The 19,555-nt window shown below is 38.3% G+C and carries 15 protein-coding genes; 10 read left to right on the plus strand and 5 right to left on the minus strand.

Features of this window, described 5'->3' with window-relative positions:
* Positions 1–50 precede the first annotated feature (50 nt).
* From H5159_RS12720 to nadC, 4 genes are all read right to left on the minus strand, one after another.
* On the minus strand, positions 51–1,280 hold the full coding sequence (locus H5159_RS12720) for a type II secretion system F family protein (RefSeq protein WP_182780388.1): 1,230 nt from the start codon (positions 1,278–1,280) through the stop codon (positions 51–53).
* Positions 1,280–2,590 (minus strand): O-antigen ligase family protein, encoded by a 1,311-nt coding sequence (locus H5159_RS12725; protein WP_182780389.1) that lies wholly within the window; start codon positions 2,588–2,590, stop codon positions 1,280–1,282. The genes H5159_RS12720 and H5159_RS12725 overlap by 1 nt, the downstream gene beginning before the upstream one ends.
* A gap of 49 nt (positions 2,591–2,639) precedes the next feature.
* Complete coding sequence (locus H5159_RS12730; protein ID WP_182780390.1) at positions 2,640–3,089, minus strand: pilin; 450 nt, start codon at positions 3,087–3,089, stop codon at positions 2,640–2,642.
* 483 nt (positions 3,090–3,572) lie between these two features.
* Entirely contained in the window at positions 3,573–4,424 is an 852-nt protein-coding gene (gene nadC, locus H5159_RS12735; protein ID WP_182193949.1) for a carboxylating nicotinate-nucleotide diphosphorylase, read from the minus strand.
* 326 nt (positions 4,425–4,750) lie between these two features.
* Here nadC and ampD point away from each other — a divergent pair, with 326 nt between their 5' ends.
* From ampD to H5159_RS12770, 7 genes are all read left to right on the plus strand, one after another.
* On the plus strand, positions 4,751–5,305 hold the full coding sequence (ampD, locus tag H5159_RS12740; RefSeq protein ID WP_182780391.1) for a 1,6-anhydro-N-acetylmuramyl-L-alanine amidase AmpD: 555 nt from the start codon (positions 4,751–4,753) through the stop codon (positions 5,303–5,305).
* 13 nt (positions 5,306–5,318) lie between these two features.
* Entirely contained in the window at positions 5,319–6,170 is an 852-nt protein-coding gene (gene ampE / locus H5159_RS12745; RefSeq protein ID WP_182780392.1) for a beta-lactamase regulator AmpE, read from the plus strand.
* A 352-nt stretch (positions 6,171–6,522) separates the two neighbouring features.
* Entirely contained in the window at positions 6,523–7,272 is a 750-nt protein-coding gene (pdhR, locus tag H5159_RS12750; RefSeq protein WP_002957764.1) for a pyruvate dehydrogenase complex transcriptional repressor PdhR, read from the plus strand.
* A gap of 90 nt (positions 7,273–7,362) precedes the next feature.
* Entirely contained in the window at positions 7,363–10,029 is a 2,667-nt protein-coding gene (gene aceE / locus H5159_RS12755) for a pyruvate dehydrogenase (acetyl-transferring), homodimeric type (protein ID WP_002957763.1), read from the plus strand.
* A gap of 10 nt (positions 10,030–10,039) precedes the next feature.
* Positions 10,040–11,956, plus strand: coding sequence for a pyruvate dehydrogenase complex dihydrolipoyllysine-residue acetyltransferase (gene aceF, locus H5159_RS12760; protein ID WP_182780393.1), 1,917 nt, complete (start codon positions 10,040–10,042; stop codon positions 11,954–11,956).
* A gap of 205 nt (positions 11,957–12,161) precedes the next feature.
* Positions 12,162–13,586, plus strand: a complete 1,425-nt coding sequence (lpdA, locus tag H5159_RS12765) for a dihydrolipoyl dehydrogenase (protein WP_002957761.1) — start codon at positions 12,162–12,164, stop codon at positions 13,584–13,586.
* A 136-nt stretch (positions 13,587–13,722) separates the two neighbouring features.
* Complete coding sequence (locus H5159_RS12770) at positions 13,723–14,403, plus strand: tRNA-uridine aminocarboxypropyltransferase (RefSeq protein WP_182780394.1); 681 nt, start codon at positions 13,723–13,725, stop codon at positions 14,401–14,403.
* Positions 14,404–14,413: 10 nt separating this feature from the next.
* Here the strand turns inward: H5159_RS12770 and H5159_RS12775 are convergent, their stop codons facing one another.
* Positions 14,414–14,929, minus strand: a complete 516-nt coding sequence (locus H5159_RS12775; protein ID WP_182780395.1) for a hypothetical protein — start codon at positions 14,927–14,929, stop codon at positions 14,414–14,416.
* A gap of 936 nt (positions 14,930–15,865) precedes the next feature.
* Between H5159_RS12775 and H5159_RS12780 the strand changes: the two genes are divergently transcribed.
* Genes H5159_RS12780 through H5159_RS12790 form a run of 3 tightly spaced genes read left to right on the plus strand, consistent with a single transcriptional unit; the run spans position 15,866 to position 19,551 of the window.
* A complete protein-coding gene (locus H5159_RS12780) occupies positions 15,866–16,870 on the plus strand; it encodes a Fe(3+) ABC transporter substrate-binding protein (protein WP_182747979.1) in 1,005 nt (334 codons plus the stop codon).
* Positions 16,870–18,501, plus strand: coding sequence for an iron ABC transporter permease (locus tag H5159_RS12785; RefSeq protein WP_182780396.1), 1,632 nt, complete (start codon positions 16,870–16,872; stop codon positions 18,499–18,501). Before H5159_RS12780 ends, H5159_RS12785 begins: the two co-directional genes overlap by 1 nt.
* Positions 18,502–19,551, plus strand: a complete 1,050-nt coding sequence (locus H5159_RS12790; RefSeq protein ID WP_182780397.1) for an ABC transporter ATP-binding protein — start codon at positions 18,502–18,504, stop codon at positions 19,549–19,551.
* The last annotated feature ends 4 nt before the right edge of the window (positions 19,552–19,555 follow it).

Here is a 19,555-nt window from a genome sequence, read left to right on the forward strand (position 1 = left end):
CCAAAAAGTAAGCCTCTCTTTTATTTCCTGTAAATTGTTGTTTTTGAAAATTAAATTACAGAACCTAATTGGAAAATAGGTAAATACATTGCGATAATTAAGCCACCAACAAGTACACCCAGTACGGCCATAATGAGAGGCTCAAGCAGGCTTGAAAGGCCATCTACTGCATCATCAACTTCTTGCTCGTAAATAGTCGCTACTTTAGCAAGCATACCGTCTAGTGAGCCAGATTCTTCACCAATCGCAACCATTTGTATTACCATATCAGGGAATATTTTTGAGTTACGCATTGCCCAGTTCATTTGATTACCAGAGCTCACTTCAACTTTAATATCTAAGATGGCATATCGATAAACAGCGTTACCTGAAGCGCCTGCAGCAGAGTCAAGTGCATCAACCAGCGGCACACCTGCAGCAAACGTAGTCGAAAGAGTTCGTGCATAGCGAGCAACAGCCGCTTTATTTAAGATCATACCAATTATAGGAAGCTTAAGTATAGCCCTGTCTGTAGCATCTCTAAGTCTTAAGCTTCTTAATTTTGCTTCTTTAAATATCCAACCACTAGCAACTACAGTAATTAATGCAATCCACCAATACTCCTGCATAAATTCCGATATCCCAATTACAAATAATGTAAACGCTGGAAGTTCTGCACCAAAGCCAGCAAAAATATCTTGAAACTGAGGTACTACAAATATTAAAAGAATAGAGGTAACAATTAAAGCTACGACTAAAACTGCAATAGGATAAAACATCGCTTTTTTAATTTTTGATTTTAGCGCTTCGGACTTTTCTTTATATAAAGCAACTCGGTCAAATATTCTATCAAGTGCACCGGATTGCTCGCCAGAGGCTACTAGGTCACAATATAAATCATCAAAATAACGTGGGTGTTTTCTAAGTGCTGTAGATAACGGTTGACCCGCTTTTACTTCATCAGCAATAGTTTCCATTAATTTGGCGACACTTTTATTGGTTGACCCAGAGCCAATCATTTCAATTGCTTGTATTAAAGGAACGCCGGCCATTAACATAGTCGCAATTTGACGAGTAAGTAGTGCTATATCTTTAGGGGTTACCTTTTGAACACTTTGAATACCAAACAATGGTTTAGCTTTACGCTTCACTTTTGACGGAGTGATACCTTGCTTACGAAGCTGAGCTTTTACTAACGCAATACTATTACCTGTTAGTTCACCTTCAAGACGCTTGCCTCTAGCACTAACTCCAACCCACTGGAAAGTATCTAAAGTTTTTTTCCCTGAGTGCTTTGCCATTAAAAGTCCTTCAAGTACATTATTTTACATTGATTAAAAGAGATTTGACCATTTGACCAAAAGTTAGGTCCATAAGGAATAGAGTCTAAACAGTTATAGCTTAGTATTACAAATAATATATAAAAAAGAGATAATAGAGAGTATATAATTATATTTTTATCTGATTTATTACTAACTTTCAAATTTAGAGGTAAGTAGCTCAGTAAAATACCGATTAGAACAAAGATAAAAGTTTGAGGTATAGGCATTACAATAACCCCACTTACTAATGAATAGGTTAATAACCCCAGAAGTGAGAGAAAGCAGATATTGAATTCAGGTATATTGTTGGCATTAGTATATCTGATGCAAAGTTGAAAAATTTTAAAAAATAAGATTATAACAAAAGTGGTTATAATCCCGCCCCAGTTATACAAAAATTGCAATACGCTGTTATGTGGATGGCTATTACCATATTCCTGAGAAAAATATACTCCAGGCCCATTCCCTATAAAAATATTGGATAGTACTAAGTTAGATAATAAGTCACTCCAAATCTCTACGCGGAGTGAGCTACTTGTCCGTATAACATAATTGATCGATTCAGAATCTTGGTGGTGTAAAAAATATATAGAAAATAATATTAATGATATAAAGCTGCACTTTAATATTTTTAATAATTGCTTCCGATTGATTAGTTGATAGTATCCGCCGAGTATAAGCATAACTAGCGAAGCCAAAATAGCTCCTCGAGCACTACTAAAAAGGAGTAGCAATATATTTAATATAAGTAATGTAAATGCGACTCTAGATAACTCTTTATGCTGTAAAAAATAAATAATAAAAGGAATGCAAAGAACTTGGAATTGGTTAAAAAAGCGAATGTTATAAAAACCGTATAATATAGCATCAGGATATGGTTGAGCCTGATTTATAATAAAAAAAGAATAATTAAGCAGTGAATAACATACAACAAATAGATTTGAGAAAAAAAGTAGAAAGAAAATTTTATTTATATTTTTTTGTAGAGTAAACCCTAAATTTATTATGTTTATAAGTAGTATTAAGTGTAAGAAATTTAATGCTGCCTGCAGCTTATTATAACTAAAAATTGTCGATAATAAAGCGGAAAAAAATATGACTACTAAAATTGAATAATACTTTTTATCTAACCTTAGTTTTGGAACTAAAATAATAGATAAGGCTAAAACCGCAACTTGAAAGCCTCTTTTTTCGTTATATAATCCGAGAAAATATGAATCGATTGTAGGGAGTAGCGATAAAATTAAAAAAGAACATAATATATATAAACCGATATTTTGTATTTTCATATGTGCTCGTAAGTAACCCGTTAGGGCTACTTACTTGAATTAATTTTAATTAGCTTTTACGACAGTTTTGAGGTACGAATTTATTTAGAGTTGTAGCACTTACTTCACACGTCCATAAAACTGCATTTGCAGAATATGACGGTGTAAATGACAGCGACCCATTATCTAAATCTGTATTGGTTCCTTGAATTGCAACTGTAATTGCACCAGCAGCACCTACAGTAACCGATTCAACGTAGGTTGAAGTTATATCAGTCGCAGCAGCCAAACCAACGTTACTATTACTTGCACAATTAGTTAAAGCGCCGTTTGAAATTGCACACTCACTAACAGCTGTTTTAGCAGAACTACCAAATGAGATAACTTCACTTACTTTCGCTCTAGTTGTGTAGTCTTGGTAAGCCGGTAGCGCTACTGCAGCAAGAATACCGATGATTGCTACTACAATCATTAATTCAATTAGGGTGAAACCCTGTTGTTTTTGAGTCATTGTTTTCATGTTTCCTCTCCTAAAGGATAGATTTTTGTAACTTAAATCACTTAAGCGGCAAAATGCCTCACTTAATTTAACTGATTTACTTTACAGTTTTACTTAAAATTAATTTTATTACACTTTAGCTTTAGAGTATGAAACACAAAAGCCGAATGTGAATTCATTATGTTTAGTACTAATTATAAAAGTTTACTAAATGCACTACATGTTGTAGCAACAAATAGTATAGGCATAAAGTAAGTAGTTTAGTTGCTTTAGTTTTTAATTATGTCTTTAAAAACTAAAGGTACTAGTTATTTATGACTACCTTTTTAAATAAAATAGTACAACAGAATTAGTCTACCATTTTATTTTAGTATTTAGCACGTATCTTCTTATAAAAAAGCTATTTTATTTAACAATTTGTTACAAAGTAAGCCTTTTGGGCTATTTAATGCTTTTTTACTTAACTTGTCAATTAATTAGCGGTATTAATTACCCATTATTGCTTTAAAATTGTTCAAAACGCATCGATAAATCGATTGATTGTAAGTTTTTTGTTAATGCCCCGCTTGATATAAAATCGACACCTGCTTGTGAATAAGTTTTGAGCGTTTCTAGGGTCATATTGCCTGAAACCTCTAGTTTTGCGCGCTTATTGGTTAAAATTACAGCTTGCTTAATTTGCTCTACGCTAAAGTTGTCTAGCATAATTATGTCGGCGCCAGCTTCAATTGCTTGCTTAAGTTCTGGGAGGGACTCTACTTCTACTTCGACAGGTTTGTTTGGGTGATTTTGTTTAGCTTGAGCAACGGCTTTGTTTATTGTGCCACAAGCCGCTATATGATTTTCTTTAATTAAAAATGCGTCAAATAAACCAATACGATGATTTGCACCGCCGCCACATTTTACTGCGTATTTTTGAAGTGCTCTAAGGCCTGGTATGGTTTTGCGTGTATCGAGTAGTTGCGTTGTTGTGCCGCTTAGTTCTTTTACATAATGTGCTGTAGTAGTGGCTGTACCCGATAACGTTTGTACAAAGTTAAGTGCAGTACGCTCGGCAGTTAATATTGAACGCGCTGAACCAGTGGCTGTAAATAATGTGCTGTTTGCTTTAACTGCGTCGCCATCATTAATAAGTACATTAACCTTAACGCTTGGGTCTACTTGTTTAAATACTTCAAGGATGATGTCTTTTCCGCAAAAAATACAGTCTTCGCGGGTGATTACTTTGGCGTTTGCTTGCTCATTTTGAGGGATCAATTGCGCGGTAATATCGCCTTCTTGTGCTGTTTGATAATTTAAATCTTCGTCAAGTGCAAGAGTAACAAGCTGAGTAATAAGAGTGTGCGAAATAGACATGGAATGCTCATAAGCGTTAATAAATTAAGCAAATTTTACTATGTTTATAAAAGAAAGAGAAGCGATTGCCTTTTCACCAATATAAAGATAAGTGCTTATAGTAAATTAGTATCTACGTGTGGGTTTGAATTATTTGCAGGTAGGGTTTTATACCTCGCTTTTAATTTCAAAATTTACGTTACATGAGCAGACGTAAATTAGTACCTACGTGTGGGTTTGAATTATTTGCAGGTAGGGTTTTATACCTGTTTGTCACTATCATTGTTTTAATAAATCCTTTAGCATCAGTGCTATGTATATCTTGATATTTATATAATAAACGTATCATGAAAATAGATTTAGACGGTGTTTTAAGTACGGTAGCGCAGCGGCCTTGTTCGCATTTTGATGAGCGCCCTGATGAGGCTGATATTTCTTTATTGGTGATTCACAATATATCATTGCCAGCAGGGCAGTTTGGTACACCTTTCGTTGATGAGTTATTTATGGATAGCATTGATTGCAATGCTCATCCAAGTTTTAGTGACTTAAATAATTTACGTGTATCGGCCCATTGCTTTATAAAGCGCACCGGTGAGGCTATACAATACGTGCCTTTTGAAAAGCGCGCTTGGCATGCAGGGCAATCTGAGTTTGAGGGGGTACCTGCTTGTAATAACTTTAGCATTGGCATTGAGCTTGAAGGTACCGACACCGCTCCATATTCTTTAGCACAGTACAAAACATTAACTATTATTAGTAAATCTATAATGCAACGCTATCCAAAAATTACCCCTTCGCGTATTGTTGGGCATTGCGATATTGCCCCTGGGCGTAAAACAGATCCTGGCAGTAGCTTTAATTGGCCATTGTTTTTTAATATGCTTGAACAACTAAGTTAAGAGAGTTATTCCCATGATTTTAGTTTCTATAATAATTGCATTAATACTAGAGCGCTTAGGCGCTCGGTCTAATTACTGGCAGATAAGTTATTACGCAAATGGTTATTTAAATCGCTCTAATAAATTACTTGGTGATAAGGGCTTATTTAGCTCAGCACCGGGCTTTTTAATTTGGCTTTTACTTCCAGTGATTGCGATGGCACTAATTTATTGTTTATCTGATTTTGTTTTGTGGCAGTTGGGCATTAATATCGCGGTGCTTTTGGTTTGCTTTGGTTGTGCTAAGCAGCGTGCTTTATATAAGTCGTATTTAAATGCGTTAACGCGAGATGACGGTACTGCTGCATCTTTATATGCGTTGCAAATAGGTCAAAAGCGTACAGAAGACGAAGAAAGTGGCGAGACTTTTGGGCAAACATTGGCGTGGGTAAACTTTAGATTTTACTGTGCGGTTATTTTTTGGTTCGTTGTTTTAGGCGCGCCAGGTGCGGTTTTATATGCACTGGTACGTACTTTAGCTGATTTAGTACGAGAAGATCATAAAGTAATATTTGCTAAGCGTTTTAAACTTATACATAAACTATTGTTTTGGCTCGACTGGTTACCTGCACGTATTACCAGCTTTGGTTATTTAGTAATAGGTAACTTTAATAAAGGCACAAGTTGTTGGCTACGTTACGTGCTTAACTTTAAGTCTCCAAATCGCGAAGTAGTAACATGTACTGCACTTGCTGCAGAGCAAATTGAAAAGCGTTATTACGGCTGTACCTACGAAGCCACGTGTATGATTAAGCTTGTTAAGCGTAATGTATTATTTTACTTAGTACTTATAGCGTTGCTTACATTATTTGGTGGGCTGTCTTAAGTTAATACTTTTTTAATAAAGTACCTTATGCAATGTAAGGTGCTTTAATCTCTTCCTGCAGTTTTTAAGTGCAATAAAATAGAGCTAATATTCTAATTTATTCTGGTCAGACCAATTGTTTTCATCCCAAATACGTTATAACAATTTTTGTAAATTGCGCATTGTTTGATCTTCGTTCAAAATGCGTTACGCTACTTTAATTGCTCAAACTACCTGTAAATTGACAGCTAATAGTGTTTTTGATACCGTATTGAAAATTTTTGGTATGACCAATTTACCTTTTGGGTAAATCATACTACTTAAAGCCCCGTTTTATGGGCTCTTGGTATTTATACAACGCGGACGTTGATTCATGTCTTTAAAGATTAAAGCAGCAAAATTATCTGATGTTATTTTACAGCAACTTGAGAATATGATTCTTGAAGGCTCGTTAGCACCAGGTGAAAAGTTGCCACCAGAGCGTGAACTAGCAAAGCAGTTTGAAGTGTCTCGCCCGTCACTGCGTGAGGCAATTCAAAAATTAGAAGCGAAAGGTTTAGTTACGCGTCGCCAAGGTGGCGGCACGTTTGTAAAAAATCAGCTCGAAGAAGGGCTTACTGATCCACTTTTTGATTTGATTAGTAAACACCCTGAGTCGCAGTTTGATTTACTTGAATTTCGTCATGCATTAGAAGGGATTGCTGCTTACTACGCAGCACTGCGCGGGACCAGCAACGATTTTAGCAAAGTAAAACAAAGCTTTGATGAAATTGCCTTAGTTAATGATGATTTACAGCAAAAAGCAAAAGCAATTAATGCATTTCACTTTAGCGTGGCAGAAGCCTCGCACAATGTGGTGTTACTGCATTTAGTTAGAGGTATGAAAGCGCTGCTTGAGCAAAATGTATTGCAAAATTTAACTGTTCTATTAAAAAAGTCAGATATTAGCAGTCAGTTAGCCCAACACAGGCGTTTATTAATGGATGCCGTTATTGACGGTAATCCAGAGCAAGCCCGTTTAGCAAGTAATGCGCACTTAGCATTTATCGAAGAAGCACTACTTGAAGCAGGCAAAGAACATTCGCGAATTGAACGTAGTTTAAGACGCACTAAACAAAATTAAGTTAGTACATAACTACTTTGAACACACAAATTAAGTAGCTGTGATATTAAATTAACAATATTCGTATTTTAAACATAAGGAAACCTCCATATGTCTGAAGTCAATAAAATTGACGTAGACGCGCTAGAAACACAAGAGTGGTTACAAGCTCTTGAATCAGTTGTGCGCGAAGAAGGTGTTGAACGAGCTCAGTTTTTACTTGAGCAAGTATTAGAGCAAGCCCGTTTAGACGGCGTTGATATGCCAACGGGTATTACCACGAACTACGTTAATACTATTCCTGTAGATCAAGAGCCTGCTTACCCAGGTGATGTAAATCTTGAACGTCGTATTCGTTCAATTATACGTTGGAACGCGATTATGATCGTTCTACGTGCATCTAAAAAAGATCTCGACTTAGGCGGCCATATGGCGTCTTACCAATCATCTGCTGCATTTTATGAAGTGTGTTTTAACCACTTCTTTAAAGCACCAAATGATGTAGACGGTGGTGACTTAGTTTATTACCAAGGTCATATTTCTCCAGGTATCTACGCACGTGCATTTGTTGAAGGTCGTTTATCGGCTGCGCAACTAGATAACTTCCGCCAAGAAGTTGATGGCGAAGGCTTACCATCGTACCCACACCCTAAGTTGATGCCTGAGTTTTGGCAGTTCCCTACGGTATCAATGGGTTTAGGTCCTATTTCATCAATTTATCAAGCACGATTCTTAAAATACTTAGATGGTCGTGGCTTAAAAGACACTAAAAACCAACGTGTATATGCGTTTTTAGGTGACGGTGAAATGGATGAGCCGGAATCGCGTGGTGCTATTTCTTTTGCTGCACGTGAAAAACTAGATAACCTTTGTTATTTAATCAACTGTAACTTACAGCGTTTAGACGGCCCAGTTATGGGTAACGGTAAAATTATTCAAGAGTTAGAAGGCTTGTTTAAAGGTGCTGGCTGGAACGTAATTAAACTTGTATGGGGCAGCGGTTGGGATATTCTGCTTGCTAAAGACACTACAGGTAAATTACTACAATTGATGAACGAAACAATTGATGGTGATTACCAAACTTACAAAGCTAAAGATGGCGCATACGTGCGTGAGCATTTCTTTGGTCGCTACCCTGAAACAGCTGCCCTTGTTGCAGATATGACAGATGACGAAATTTTTGCGCTTAAGCGTGGTGGTCATGAGCCATCAAAACTATTTGCTGCATTTAAAAAAGCAGAAGAGACAAAAGGTCGTCCAACTGTAATTCTTGCTAAAACTGTAAAAGGTTACGGCATGGGTGAAGCAGCTGAAGGTAAAAACATTGCGCACCAAGTGAAAAAAATGGACATGTCGCATGTTGCACATTTACGTTCACGCCTTGGTCTTGATGACTTAGTATCTGAAGAGCAATTAAAAGAATTACCATACCTAGAGCTTGAAGAAGGTTCACCTGAGTACAAGTACCTACATGCGCGTCGTGATGAGCTTAAAGGTTACACACCTAAGCGTATTCCACGTTTTAGTGAAAAACTTACGTTGCCAGAAGTAGATGCATTTAAGCCACTACTTGAAGAGCAAAAGCGTGATATTTCTACTACTATGGGCTTTGTTCGTGCACTTAATATCTTATTAAAAGATAAAGGCATTGGTAAAAATATCGTACCAATTATTGCAGATGAAGCGCGTACATTTGGTATGGAAGGTTTATTCCGTCAAATCGGTATTTACAATCCGCATGGCCAAAACTACACGCCACAGGATCGTGATATTGTTTCTTACTATAAAGAAGCAACTTCAGGTCAAGTATTGCAAGAAGGTATCAATGAGTTAGGTGCTATGTCGTCATGGGTTGCTGCTGCAACATCATACAGCACTAACGATTTACCAATGATCCCATTCTACATTTACTACTCTATGTTTGGTTTCCAACGTGTTGGCGACATGGCATGGATGGCGGGCGATCAACAAGCACGTGGTTTCTTATTAGGTGCTACAGCGGGTCGTACAACGCTAAATGGTGAAGGCTTACAACACGAAGATGGTCACAGCCACATTCTTGCAAACACGGTTCCTAACTGTGTTTCTTATGACCCAACTTACGCGTTTGAAGTTGCAGTTATTGTACAAGACGGTATTCGTCGTATGTACGGTGACGACCAAGAAAATATTTACTACTACCTAACGCTTATGAACGAAAACTACCATCAACCAGCTATGCCAGAAGGCGCTGAAGAAGGTATTCGTAAAGGTATTTACAAGCTTGAAAGTTACGAAGGTAAAAAAGCCAACGTACAGCTATTAAGCTCAGGTACTATTATGACTGAAGTGCGCAAAGCTGCTTCAATCTTAAGCGAAGAATATGGTATTGCATCAGATGTTTACTCAGTAACATCTTTCAATGAGCTAACGCGTGATGGTCAAGATGTTGAGCGTTTTAACATGCTTAATCCTGAAAGCGAGCAAAAAACAGCATTTATCACAAGCGTATTAAACGACTCTGTGACTGTTGCAGCAACGGATTACATGAAAAACTACGCAGAACAAGCGCGTTCATTCATTCCAAGCAGCAACTACAAAGTGTTAGGTACAGATGGTTACGGTCGTTCTGATAGCCGTGAAAACCTACGTCGTCACTTTGAAGTTAACGCAAGCTACGTTGTTGTTGCTACGTTATCTGAACTTGCTAAACGCGGTGAAGTTGAGAAGTCAGTAGTTGTTGAAGCACTTAAAAAGTTCAACATCGACACTAACAAACTTAACCCACTGTACGCATAAGAGGTTTGCAATGAGTATTGAAATTAAAGTACCTGATATTGGTGACGACGAAGTAGAAGTAACCGAAATATTAGTAAGCGTTGGCGATAAAGTAGATGTTGACCAATCATTACTAAATGTTGAAGGCGACAAAGCATCAATGGAAATACCTGCTTCTCAAGCGGGGACTGTAAAAGAGATTAAAGTTAACGTTGGCGACACCGTTACAACAGGCTCTTTAGTATTTTTGTTTGAAGGCGAGAGTGAAGGCACTGATGAGAAAAATACATCAGCCGCTGCTCCAGCTAAATCTGAAGAGGCAGCACCAGCTGCTTCTGCAGGTTCTTCAATTAAAGAAGTAACTGTACCAGATATTGGCGATGATGAAGTTGAAGTAACTGAAATCATGGTTGCTGTTGGTGACACCGTTGAAGAAGAGCAATCTATCTTAAACGTGGAAGGCGACAAGGCAGCAATGGAAGTTCCAGCTCCATTTGCCGGTACAGTTAAAGAAATTAAAGTAGCCGCTGGCGACACAGTTAAAACTGGCTCGTTAGTGTTTGTTTTTGAAGTAGCAGGAAGTGAATCTGCAGCACCGGCTAAAGAGTCGGCTCCTGTAGAAGCGCCAGCTGATAGTTCAACAGCAAGTTCAGCACCAAGCACTAAAGAAGTTAATGTGCCTGATATTGGTGGCGATGAAGTTGAAGTAACTGAAATTATGGTTGCCGTTGGCGACGAGGTTTCAGAAGATCAATCAATCTTAAACGTTGAAGGCGACAAAGCTGCAATGGAAGTGCCAGCTCCATTTGCAGGTACAGTTAAAGAAATTAAAGTAGCCGCTGGCGATAAAGTATCGACTGGTTCATTAATTTTTGTATTTGAAGTTGCAGGCAGTGCGCCAGCGGCATCTGCACCAGCTGAAAAATCAGCACCTGCAGCAGCGGCTAAAACTGAGTCAGCACCGGCTCAAGCAGCACCTGCAAAAGCAAGTAATGAAAGCTTCACAGAAAACAGCGCATATGCTCATGCATCACCCGTTGTTCGCCGTTTAGCGCGTGAGTTTGGTATTAATCTAGCTAACGTTAAGGGCACTGGTCGCAAAGCCCGTATAGTTAAAGAAGACGTGCAAAACTACGTTAAAAACCTAGTTAAGCAAGTTGAATCTGGTCAATTATCTGCAGGCAGTAGCGCAGGTGGTAGTGAGCTTGGTCTTATTCCATGGCCTAAAGTAGATTTTGCTAAATTTGGTGAAATTGAAGAGAAAAAACTGTCTCGCATTCAAAAGCTATCAGGTAAAAACTTACACCGTAACTGGGTACAAATCCCACATGTTACACAGTTTGATGAAGCTGATATCACAAGTCTTGAAGTATTCCGTAAAGAGCAAAATGCACTTAGCGAGAAGAAAAAGCTTGGCGTTAAAATCACACCACTTGTGTTTGTGATGAAAGCAGCGGCTAAAGCACTTGCAGACTTCCCAACATTTAACTCTTCACTGTCTAGCGACGGCGAAAGTTTAATTCTTAAGAAGTACATTAACATCGGTGTTGCTGTTGATACGCCAAATGGTTTAGTAGTGCCAGTGTTTAAAGATGTTGATAAAAAAGGCATTATTGAATTATCACGTGAACTAATGGAAGTATCTGTTAAAGCACGTGACGGTAAGCTTACATCGTCTGATATGCAAGGTGGCTGTTTTACTATCTCTAGCCTTGGCGGTATCGGCGGTACGGCATTTACGCCAATTGTTAATGCGCCAGAAGTTGCTATTTTAGGTGTATCTAAATCTGAAATGAAACCTAAATGGAATGGCAAAGAGTTTGAACCTAAACTAATGGTTCCGCTGTCTATGTCATACGACCATAGGGTTATTGACGGAGCATTAGCTGCACGCTTTACTGTGACTCTTGCAAGTTACATGAGCGATATTCGCCAGTTGGTGATGTAACCAGTTTAGTAAAATTGGTATACGCAATAAAATAAATAGAATCAAATCCCAGCCAGTTGTTTTTAGCTGGGATTTTTACCATTTGCAATGATACAATCTTTGTACGAATTGCATCACTTTGTGCGCTGCTCACTCTTTCTGCCTTGCAGAAACATGGCAGTTAAATTTTAGGGCAGTGTCCCGTTCAAACAATTAAGGTAAAAGCATGAGCAACGAATTAAAAACTCAAGTTGTTGTACTAGGCGGTGGTCCTGGTGGTTATTCTGCGGCTTTCCGTGCTGCTGACTTGGGCTTAGAAGTTACATTAGTAGAATCTCGCGAAACATTAGGTGGCGTATGTCTTAATGTTGGTTGTATTCCTTCTAAAGCACTTTTACACGTAGCTAAAGTGATTGATGACGCAGCAGAAATGTCATCTCACGGTGTTACTTTTGGCGCACCAAAAATCGATCTTGACCAAGTTCGTACTTGGAAAGATTCTGTAGTTGGCCAGTTAACTGGTGGACTAGAAGGCATGGCCAAAATGCGTAAAGTGAAAGTTGTATCTGGATACGGCAAATTCACTGGCAGCAATACTTTAGTAGTTGAAGGCGCAGACGGCGCTACAACTATCACGTTTGATAACGCGATTATTGCAGCAGGTTCTAAACCAGTTAACTTACCTTTCATCCCAGAAGATGACCGTGTAATTGATTCAACTGGCGCACTAGAACTTAAAGACGTACCAGAAAAGCTACTTGTACTTGGTGGTGGTATTATCGGTCTTGAAATGGGTACGGTTTACCGTGCGCTAGGTTCTGCAATTGATGTTGTAGAATTTGCTGATCAATTAGTACCAGCAGCTGATAAAGACATTATCAAAATTTACCAAAAATACGTAAGCAAAAAATTCAACGTAATGCTTTCAACTAAAGTTGTTGGTGTTGAAGCTAAAGAAGACGGCTTATACGTAACGTTTGAAGGTAAAAACGCACCAGCAGAACCAGTACGTTACGACAAAGTACTTGTTGCAGTTGGCCGTACTCCAAACGGTAACTTACTTGATGCTGAAAAAGCGGGCGTAAACGTTGATGAGCGTGGCTTTATTAATGTTGATAAGCAATTACGTACTAACGTAAGCCATATTTTTGCAATTGGTGACTTAGTTGGTCAACCTATGCTTGCGCATAAAGCGGTTCATGAAGGTCATGTTGCTGCAGAAGTTATTTCTGGTCAGAAGCATTTCTTCGACCCTAAATGTATTCCTTCAATAGCGTACACAGACCCAGAAATCGCTTGGGTAGGTGTTACTGAGAAAGAAGCAAAAGAGCAAGGCTTAAAAGTTGAAACTGCGGTATTCCCGTGGGCAGCATCTGGTCGTGCAATTGCATCTGCTCGTACTGAAGGTTCTACTAAACTTATCTTTGATAAAGAAAGTGGCCGTATAATCGGTGGTGCTATGATCGGTATTAACGCGGGCGAAATGCTTGGCGAAATCGGTTTAGGTATTGAAATGGGTGCTGATGGTGAAGACTTAGCGCTTACAATTCATGCTCACCCAACATTGAATGAATCAATCGGCCTTGCAGCTGAAATTTTTGAAGGTTCAATCACTGATTTACCAAACAAAAAAGCAGCTAAAAAGAAGTAATTTAACTTCTTAGTATTTGCTTAAAAAACCCAACTTCGGTTGGGTTTTTTTATGTCTATTTTTAACTTAGATAAATATAAGATTAAATAACAAGAAGTCGTTACAATGCGCGCTTAATTAATTGAAGGTAAATACAGTGAAAAACTCAGTTTTAGCATTACGCGCTCAACAAATAAGTGAATCTCGTCGAGAGTTTAATGCTCGAGGTGGTAAATTAGAACGCTGTGAACAATGCCTGATTGCTAAGCACTACTGTATTTGCAAAGGTGTTGAGCATGCAGATTGTAAGGCCGCTGTGTGCTTACTGATGTATCATAATGAAAGCTTTAAACCTTCTAATACAGGGCGTTTAATTGCTGAAATAGTGCCAGATAACCACGCATTTAGATGGGATAGAACAGATCCTAACCCCGCTCTTTTAGCTTTAATAAATGATTCGCAGTATCAGCCAATGGTCGTGTTTCCCGCAGAAGATGTAGAAGAGGGCAGAGCTATTACCGAAGTGAGTATTGAATTAGGTAAAAAGCCGCTATTTATATTCTTAGATGGTACGTGGCGAGAAGCAAAGAAAATGATTCGCAAAAGCCCTTATTTAGATAACTTGCCTGTACTTTCTGTTACTGCTGATAAACTATCTGATTACCGATTACGTGTAGCCCCTCATGCGCATCAACTAGGCACTGCTGAAGTGGCTATTATGGTATTAGCACTTGCGGGCGAAATGGATGCATCGACAAAATTAGAGCAGCATTTTATTAAGTTTCGTGATGCGTATTTATTGGGTAAGCGCAATAAAGGCCGACCGCTAGAAGGTTAATTTTACGAAGTTAAGCAAATGCTTGCTGATTTTTTAAGTGAGCAAGTGCTTTATTTTGAATTGCTCTGAAGCCTTCTTCAGATGTTAATTGTAAAACAGTATTATACAATTGACTTATACTATTATGCACTTGAATAAACGAGATACAGTCTTCACCAATCATTTCTTTTGCTTCTTCAACTCGTTTTAAAAAGTAGCAGTTAATGTCTATTTTGCCATTAAATTGAGTCGTTGCAATTGCGTCTGCTATTCTATTAAGTTGATAACTAAACTCATCAGGTCGAGCACCTTCACCCCACTTGCTAATACGAATGTCGCGTTCTAACTGAATAATTTCGTTAAGTATATTTTTAAACTTACTCATTGGCATATTTAAAAAGTTATAACCTTTGGGGTTAAATAAAGCTTTATAGGGATTTTCGCTGGGGGTTTGGGCACTAAATACACCAATTGGTTTTGCTGTACTTGCGTCTGATACTTTACATAAAAAGGTATTACTTTGAGATGTTTTAAAATTCATATCCATTGAGTATTTATGATCCTTGCGTTATTTAGTTATCGGCGCAATTAATAAAAAACTTAGCGAAATTTAAAATATTAATAAAGTATTTTAAGGTCTTAGCATTGATTTGCTGTGACGCGATATTACTCAGTAAAGATTAGTGATAGTTGCTCAGTGCTTTACTCACCCAAATTTTAGGCAAAGAAAAGCGCGCTCTATCTCTAGGCGCGCTTGCGGAATCTTCTAATTTTCTGCATCCTGCAATTGAACTTAATCAACTCCAATTTTCACTAATCCATGTTTATTACTATATTACTTTTTAGTTCTATGTAATGTAGACCTTCCGGGCCTGTATCCTTTAATTCCTAAACATCCTGTAGGGTAAATACTATTACCAAATCCTTAATTACACTTCCTAGTGTATCCTTGTTTTAACCAATCCCTTGTGTTGCCTTAAAGGCCTGTCCATTTATTCCTTCAACATCCTGTTGAACAACTTAGCCTTGTTATTATCCTTTTCGCATCTTCCTGACGCTGTCCTTTTTACAACATTGCGTTGTGATACTCATCCTGAGCCTGTCCTAAAATCCGTGTTGTCCTGATAACCTAATCATTGGTTGGTTGAGTAAGCAGTCCATTTCCTTTTACTCAATAAGCGTCATTGCTTGGTTGATGCGTAAATTATAGTGCAATAGAGCAACTAAAATAGAGATAAAACTACATTCAATTAGTGTTTTTGCAATAGTAATAAAAATAAATCTCATGTAATTCAAGTGCTTAACTGTTTTTAGGTTGTTTTTTATCTTGTTTTTTACTCATTAGCTGTCACATCCGTAAGACATCTCTTACACCGTATTTCCTTTTTGGGCGTTATTTACATATTTACATTTATTTAAAGTGTGCACTTTTAGAATGAGCACGGTAGAATTCGTTGATAATAACAGTTATTTAGGTGGAATAATGAAGAAAGTATTTGCACTTGTTTTAGGGGTAGTTGCATCGGCACCAGTCTTTGCAAACGATGTTGTTAACATCTACTCTTTTCGTCAACCGTTTTTAATTCAGCCAATTTTAGAAGACTTTACAAAGCAAACAGGCATAAAAACCAATGTTGTTTTTGCTAAAAAAGGGCTAATTGAGCGTGTTAAACGCGAAGGCAAGCACAGTAAAGCTGATTTAGTATTAACCTCTAACTTTAGCGCGCTTATTCAATTAGAAGATTTAAAATTAACACAAACTATAAAAAGTGACAGTGTAAATAATAATGTTCCAGCCGCCTTTCGTGACGGTGATGGCCAATGGGTTGCGCTTACTAAGCGAGTGCGTAATGTCTATTCATCAAAAGAGCGAGTTGGTGAGTTACCTAAGCTCACTTATGAAGATTTAGCAGACTCTAAATACAAAGGACAAATTTGTACGCGCTCAGGCAAACATCCATATAATTTAGGTTTAGTAGCTTCTATGATTGCACACCATGGTGAAGCGCAAACTAAAGAGTGGCTTGAAGGTGTGAAGGCTAATTTAGCGCGCAAGCCTCAAGGTAACGATCGTGCTCAAGTTAAAGCTGTTAAAGAAGGTTTATGTAACTTGGCATTAGGCAATAGTTACTATCTTGGCAAAATGCTAGAAGATAAAGAACAAAAAGGTTGGGCTGAGGCCGTAAATATTAACTTTCCGAATCAAACTAATCGTGGCTCACACATAAATGTTTCGGGTGCGGTTATTACCAAATATGCTAAAAACCCTGAAAATGCATTAAAGCTCATAGAGTATATGACCGACAGCAAAGCACAAAACATGTATGCCTCATTAAATATGGAGTATCCAGTTAAGTCGGGTGTTGAATTATCAACTTTGGTTGCCTCTTGGGGTAGCTTTAAAGAAGACAGCTTGCCACTTGATGAGATTAGTAAATATCGTCCGTTAGCACTTAAGCTAATTGATGAGGTGAAGTTCGATCTTTAATGACTAATAAATTTAAGCTGTCTAAATGGCAGCTCTTTGCGTGGTCGACTGGCTTAATACTATCGGCCCCGTTGTTTTTTCTTCTTTTTGAATCTCTACAAGGTAGCTCTAAGGTGTTTTCTCACCTGTGGGATACCGTGCTTTGGGATTACATAACCAATACCGTATTGTTAGTTTTAGGTGTTTGCGTCCTTAGCTGCGCCATAGCTTTGCCGCTTGGGTGGCTGACGGCTTACTGTAGTTTCCCGGGTAAAAAACAGTTTGAATGGGCACTTATGCTGCCCCTTGCTATGCCTACCTATATTATTGCCTATGTATACACTGACTTATTAGATTATGCGGGTCCGGTGCAAATAGCACTGAGAGAATGGTTTGGCTGGCAATCTCCTAGCGACTATTGGTTTTTTGATATACGTACATTACCCGGCGCCATAGTTATGATTGCCTTGGTGCTTTACCCGTATTTATTTTTAATTTTTAAAACGGCCCTTCGCGAGCAGTCATTCAAATTAGTGCAAGCTAGCCAGTTAATGGGGTTATCTCCTTGGCAAAGCTTTTTTAAAGTAAGTTTAGTGCTCTCTCGTGGGGCTATTGTGGCGGCTCTTGCGCTTATAAGTATGGAAACCATGGCTGACTTTGCAACAGTGAGTTATTTTGCCGTAAGTACATTAACAACCGCCGTATACGATACGTGGTTTGGTTATTACTCACTTACAGCGGCCGCTAAAATATCGGGTGTGATGTTATTACTGTTATTTTTAGCATTAATGGCAGAGCGCTTTAGTCGCCGAAACCAAGCGGTATTTGAGCGCCAATCAAGCGTAAATAGTGAATCTCTCTATGTATTAAAAGGAAAGTCTGCTTGGCTCGCAACGGCATTTTGTAGCTTTATTTTACTTATCGCTTTTGTAATTCCTATTGCAGTACTTATAAATTACGCCATTACCTACTTTGATAAAGCATGGAATGTTGAGTTTTTTAGTTACGGTTGGCAAAGTTTAAAAGTGGCAGGGGTTGTGAGCCTAATAACGATTACGTTGAGTATTTTTGTTGTTTTTTATCAGCGTGTGGCAAAGCAAACGTATCCGCTTGTTCCTGGGCGTTTAGCAAGCACAGGCTATGCGTTGCCTGGCACGGTACTCGCTATTGCGGTTTTGTTACCCCTTACATTATTAGAGAACACCATTAACACAGCGCTCGAGCCGTATAATTTAGATATTGGCTTACTGCTTACAGGTAGCATTCTTACTATTATTATTGCTTACATTGTTAGGTTTTACGCCATTGCACACGGAGCAATTGAGTCGAGTTTTTTACGTATTAGCCCATCACTTGATATGGCAAGCCAATCAATGGGTAAAAGCCAAGGGCAAACGCTGCGTTTAGTGCACTTACCTTTACTGCGAAGAGGATTGCTTACTGCTGCGTTATTGGTATTTATTGAGTGTATGAAAGAGTTGCCGGCTGCGCTATTGCTCAGACCGTTTAATTTTGAAAGCTTAGCTACTCATGTATTTCAGTATGTAAGTGACGAGCAATTAGAGCTTGCTTCAATATCGGCTTTATTTATTGTTATTGTTGGGTTTATTCCTTTGTATTTTATTAATCGTTCTATGGAGCAGCGTAGTTAAATGAGTAGTTTAATTTTACAAGGCGTGAGCTATCACTATAACGGCACAAAGGTTATTCACGATTTAGATTTAACGGTGGGTAAAGATGAAATTGTTTGCCTACTTGGAGCGAGTGGGTGTGGCAAAACGACCACGTTAAAAGCGATTGCAGGTTTAATTGAAGCTAAGCAAGGGTCTATTTTTATAGACGGTAAATTAGTGAGTGATGAGCAATCGTTTGTCTCGCCTGAGCACCGTAACATCGGCATGATGTTTCAAGATTATGCGCTGTTTCCGCATTTAACGGTGGCAAATAATATCGCATTTGGGCTTAGTAAAATGAGTAAAGCTCAAAAGCAGCAACGCGTTGATGAAATGCTTAAGCTGGTACATTTAATTGGCTGTGCCGACAGGTTTCCACATCAGTTATCGGGTGGTCAACAGCAGCGTGTAGCTATTGCTCGTGCATTAGCTTATAAGCCTAGTTTATTGCTACTTGATGAGCCCTTTTCAAATATCGACACACAAGTACGCTTTGAATTAATTGCTGATATACGTCGAATTATTAAGGCAACTCAAGTATCTGCTGTATTTGTTACACATTCAAAAGAAGAGGCATTTGCCTTTTCAGATACACTGGCCATTATGCATCGCGGTAAAATTGAGCAACAAGGCACGCCTGAGCAGCTTTTTGCAGCTCCATGTTCAAAGGAGGTTGCAGAGTTTCTGGGTCAAGGCATATACTTGAGTGCAGAAGCATTAACAGCAACTGAATATAAAACACCATTTGGTTTAGTCGAATCTTATGTTGAGAGTAAACATAACGTAAGCGTAGGGCTTATATATGTACGCCCCCATCAAATAGAATTAGTGGCAGATAACCAAAGTGACAAATTCAGCAAGCGAGCTACAATCATAAGTCGTCGCTTTATTGGTTCGGCGTATGTTTATTCGGTTGTTATTGATGAACAAGAAATTGAAGTTGCTGCACAATATGGCCAGTCATTTGAAAATAATGAGCAGGTTATAATAAAAATAAAACCTCACACGGTGAATTTTTTCGAATCGTAATTAA

This window comes from Pseudoalteromonas sp. SG43-1, assembly GCF_014164415.1.
Classification (GTDB): domain Bacteria; phylum Pseudomonadota; class Gammaproteobacteria; order Enterobacterales; family Alteromonadaceae; genus Pseudoalteromonas; species Pseudoalteromonas distincta.

Bases quoted from the DNA above. Each gene is read 5' to 3' on its own strand.
- H5159_RS12720 (WP_182780388.1), bottom strand. From the start codon at position 1,280: ATGGCAAAGCACTCAGGGAAAAAAACTTTAGATACTTTCCAGTGGGTT.
- H5159_RS12725 (WP_182780389.1), bottom strand. From the start codon at position 2,590: ATGAAAATACAAAATATCGGTTTATATATATTATGTTCTTTTTTAATT.
- H5159_RS12730 (WP_182780390.1), bottom strand. From the start codon at position 3,089: ATGAAAACAATGACTCAAAAACAACAGGGTTTCACCCTAATTGAATTA.
- nadC (WP_182193949.1), bottom strand. From the start codon at position 4,424: ATGTCTATTTCGCACACTCTTATTACTCAGCTTGTTACTCTTGCACTT.
- ampD (WP_182780391.1), top strand. From the start codon at position 4,751: ATGAAAATAGATTTAGACGGTGTTTTAAGTACGGTAGCGCAGCGGCCT.
- ampE (WP_182780392.1), top strand. From the start codon at position 5,319: ATGATTTTAGTTTCTATAATAATTGCATTAATACTAGAGCGCTTAGGC.
- pdhR (WP_002957764.1), top strand. From the start codon at position 6,523: ATGTCTTTAAAGATTAAAGCAGCAAAATTATCTGATGTTATTTTACAG.
- aceE (WP_002957763.1), top strand. From the start codon at position 7,363: ATGTCTGAAGTCAATAAAATTGACGTAGACGCGCTAGAAACACAAGAG.
- aceF (WP_182780393.1), top strand. From the start codon at position 10,040: ATGAGTATTGAAATTAAAGTACCTGATATTGGTGACGACGAAGTAGAA.
- lpdA (WP_002957761.1), top strand. From the start codon at position 12,162: ATGAGCAACGAATTAAAAACTCAAGTTGTTGTACTAGGCGGTGGTCCT.
- H5159_RS12775 (WP_182780395.1), bottom strand. From the start codon at position 14,929: ATGGATATGAATTTTAAAACATCTCAAAGTAATACCTTTTTATGTAAA.
- H5159_RS12780 (WP_182747979.1), top strand. From the start codon at position 15,866: ATGAAGAAAGTATTTGCACTTGTTTTAGGGGTAGTTGCATCGGCACCA.
- H5159_RS12785 (WP_182780396.1), top strand. From the start codon at position 16,870: ATGACTAATAAATTTAAGCTGTCTAAATGGCAGCTCTTTGCGTGGTCG.
- H5159_RS12790 (WP_182780397.1), top strand. From the start codon at position 18,502: ATGAGTAGTTTAATTTTACAAGGCGTGAGCTATCACTATAACGGCACA.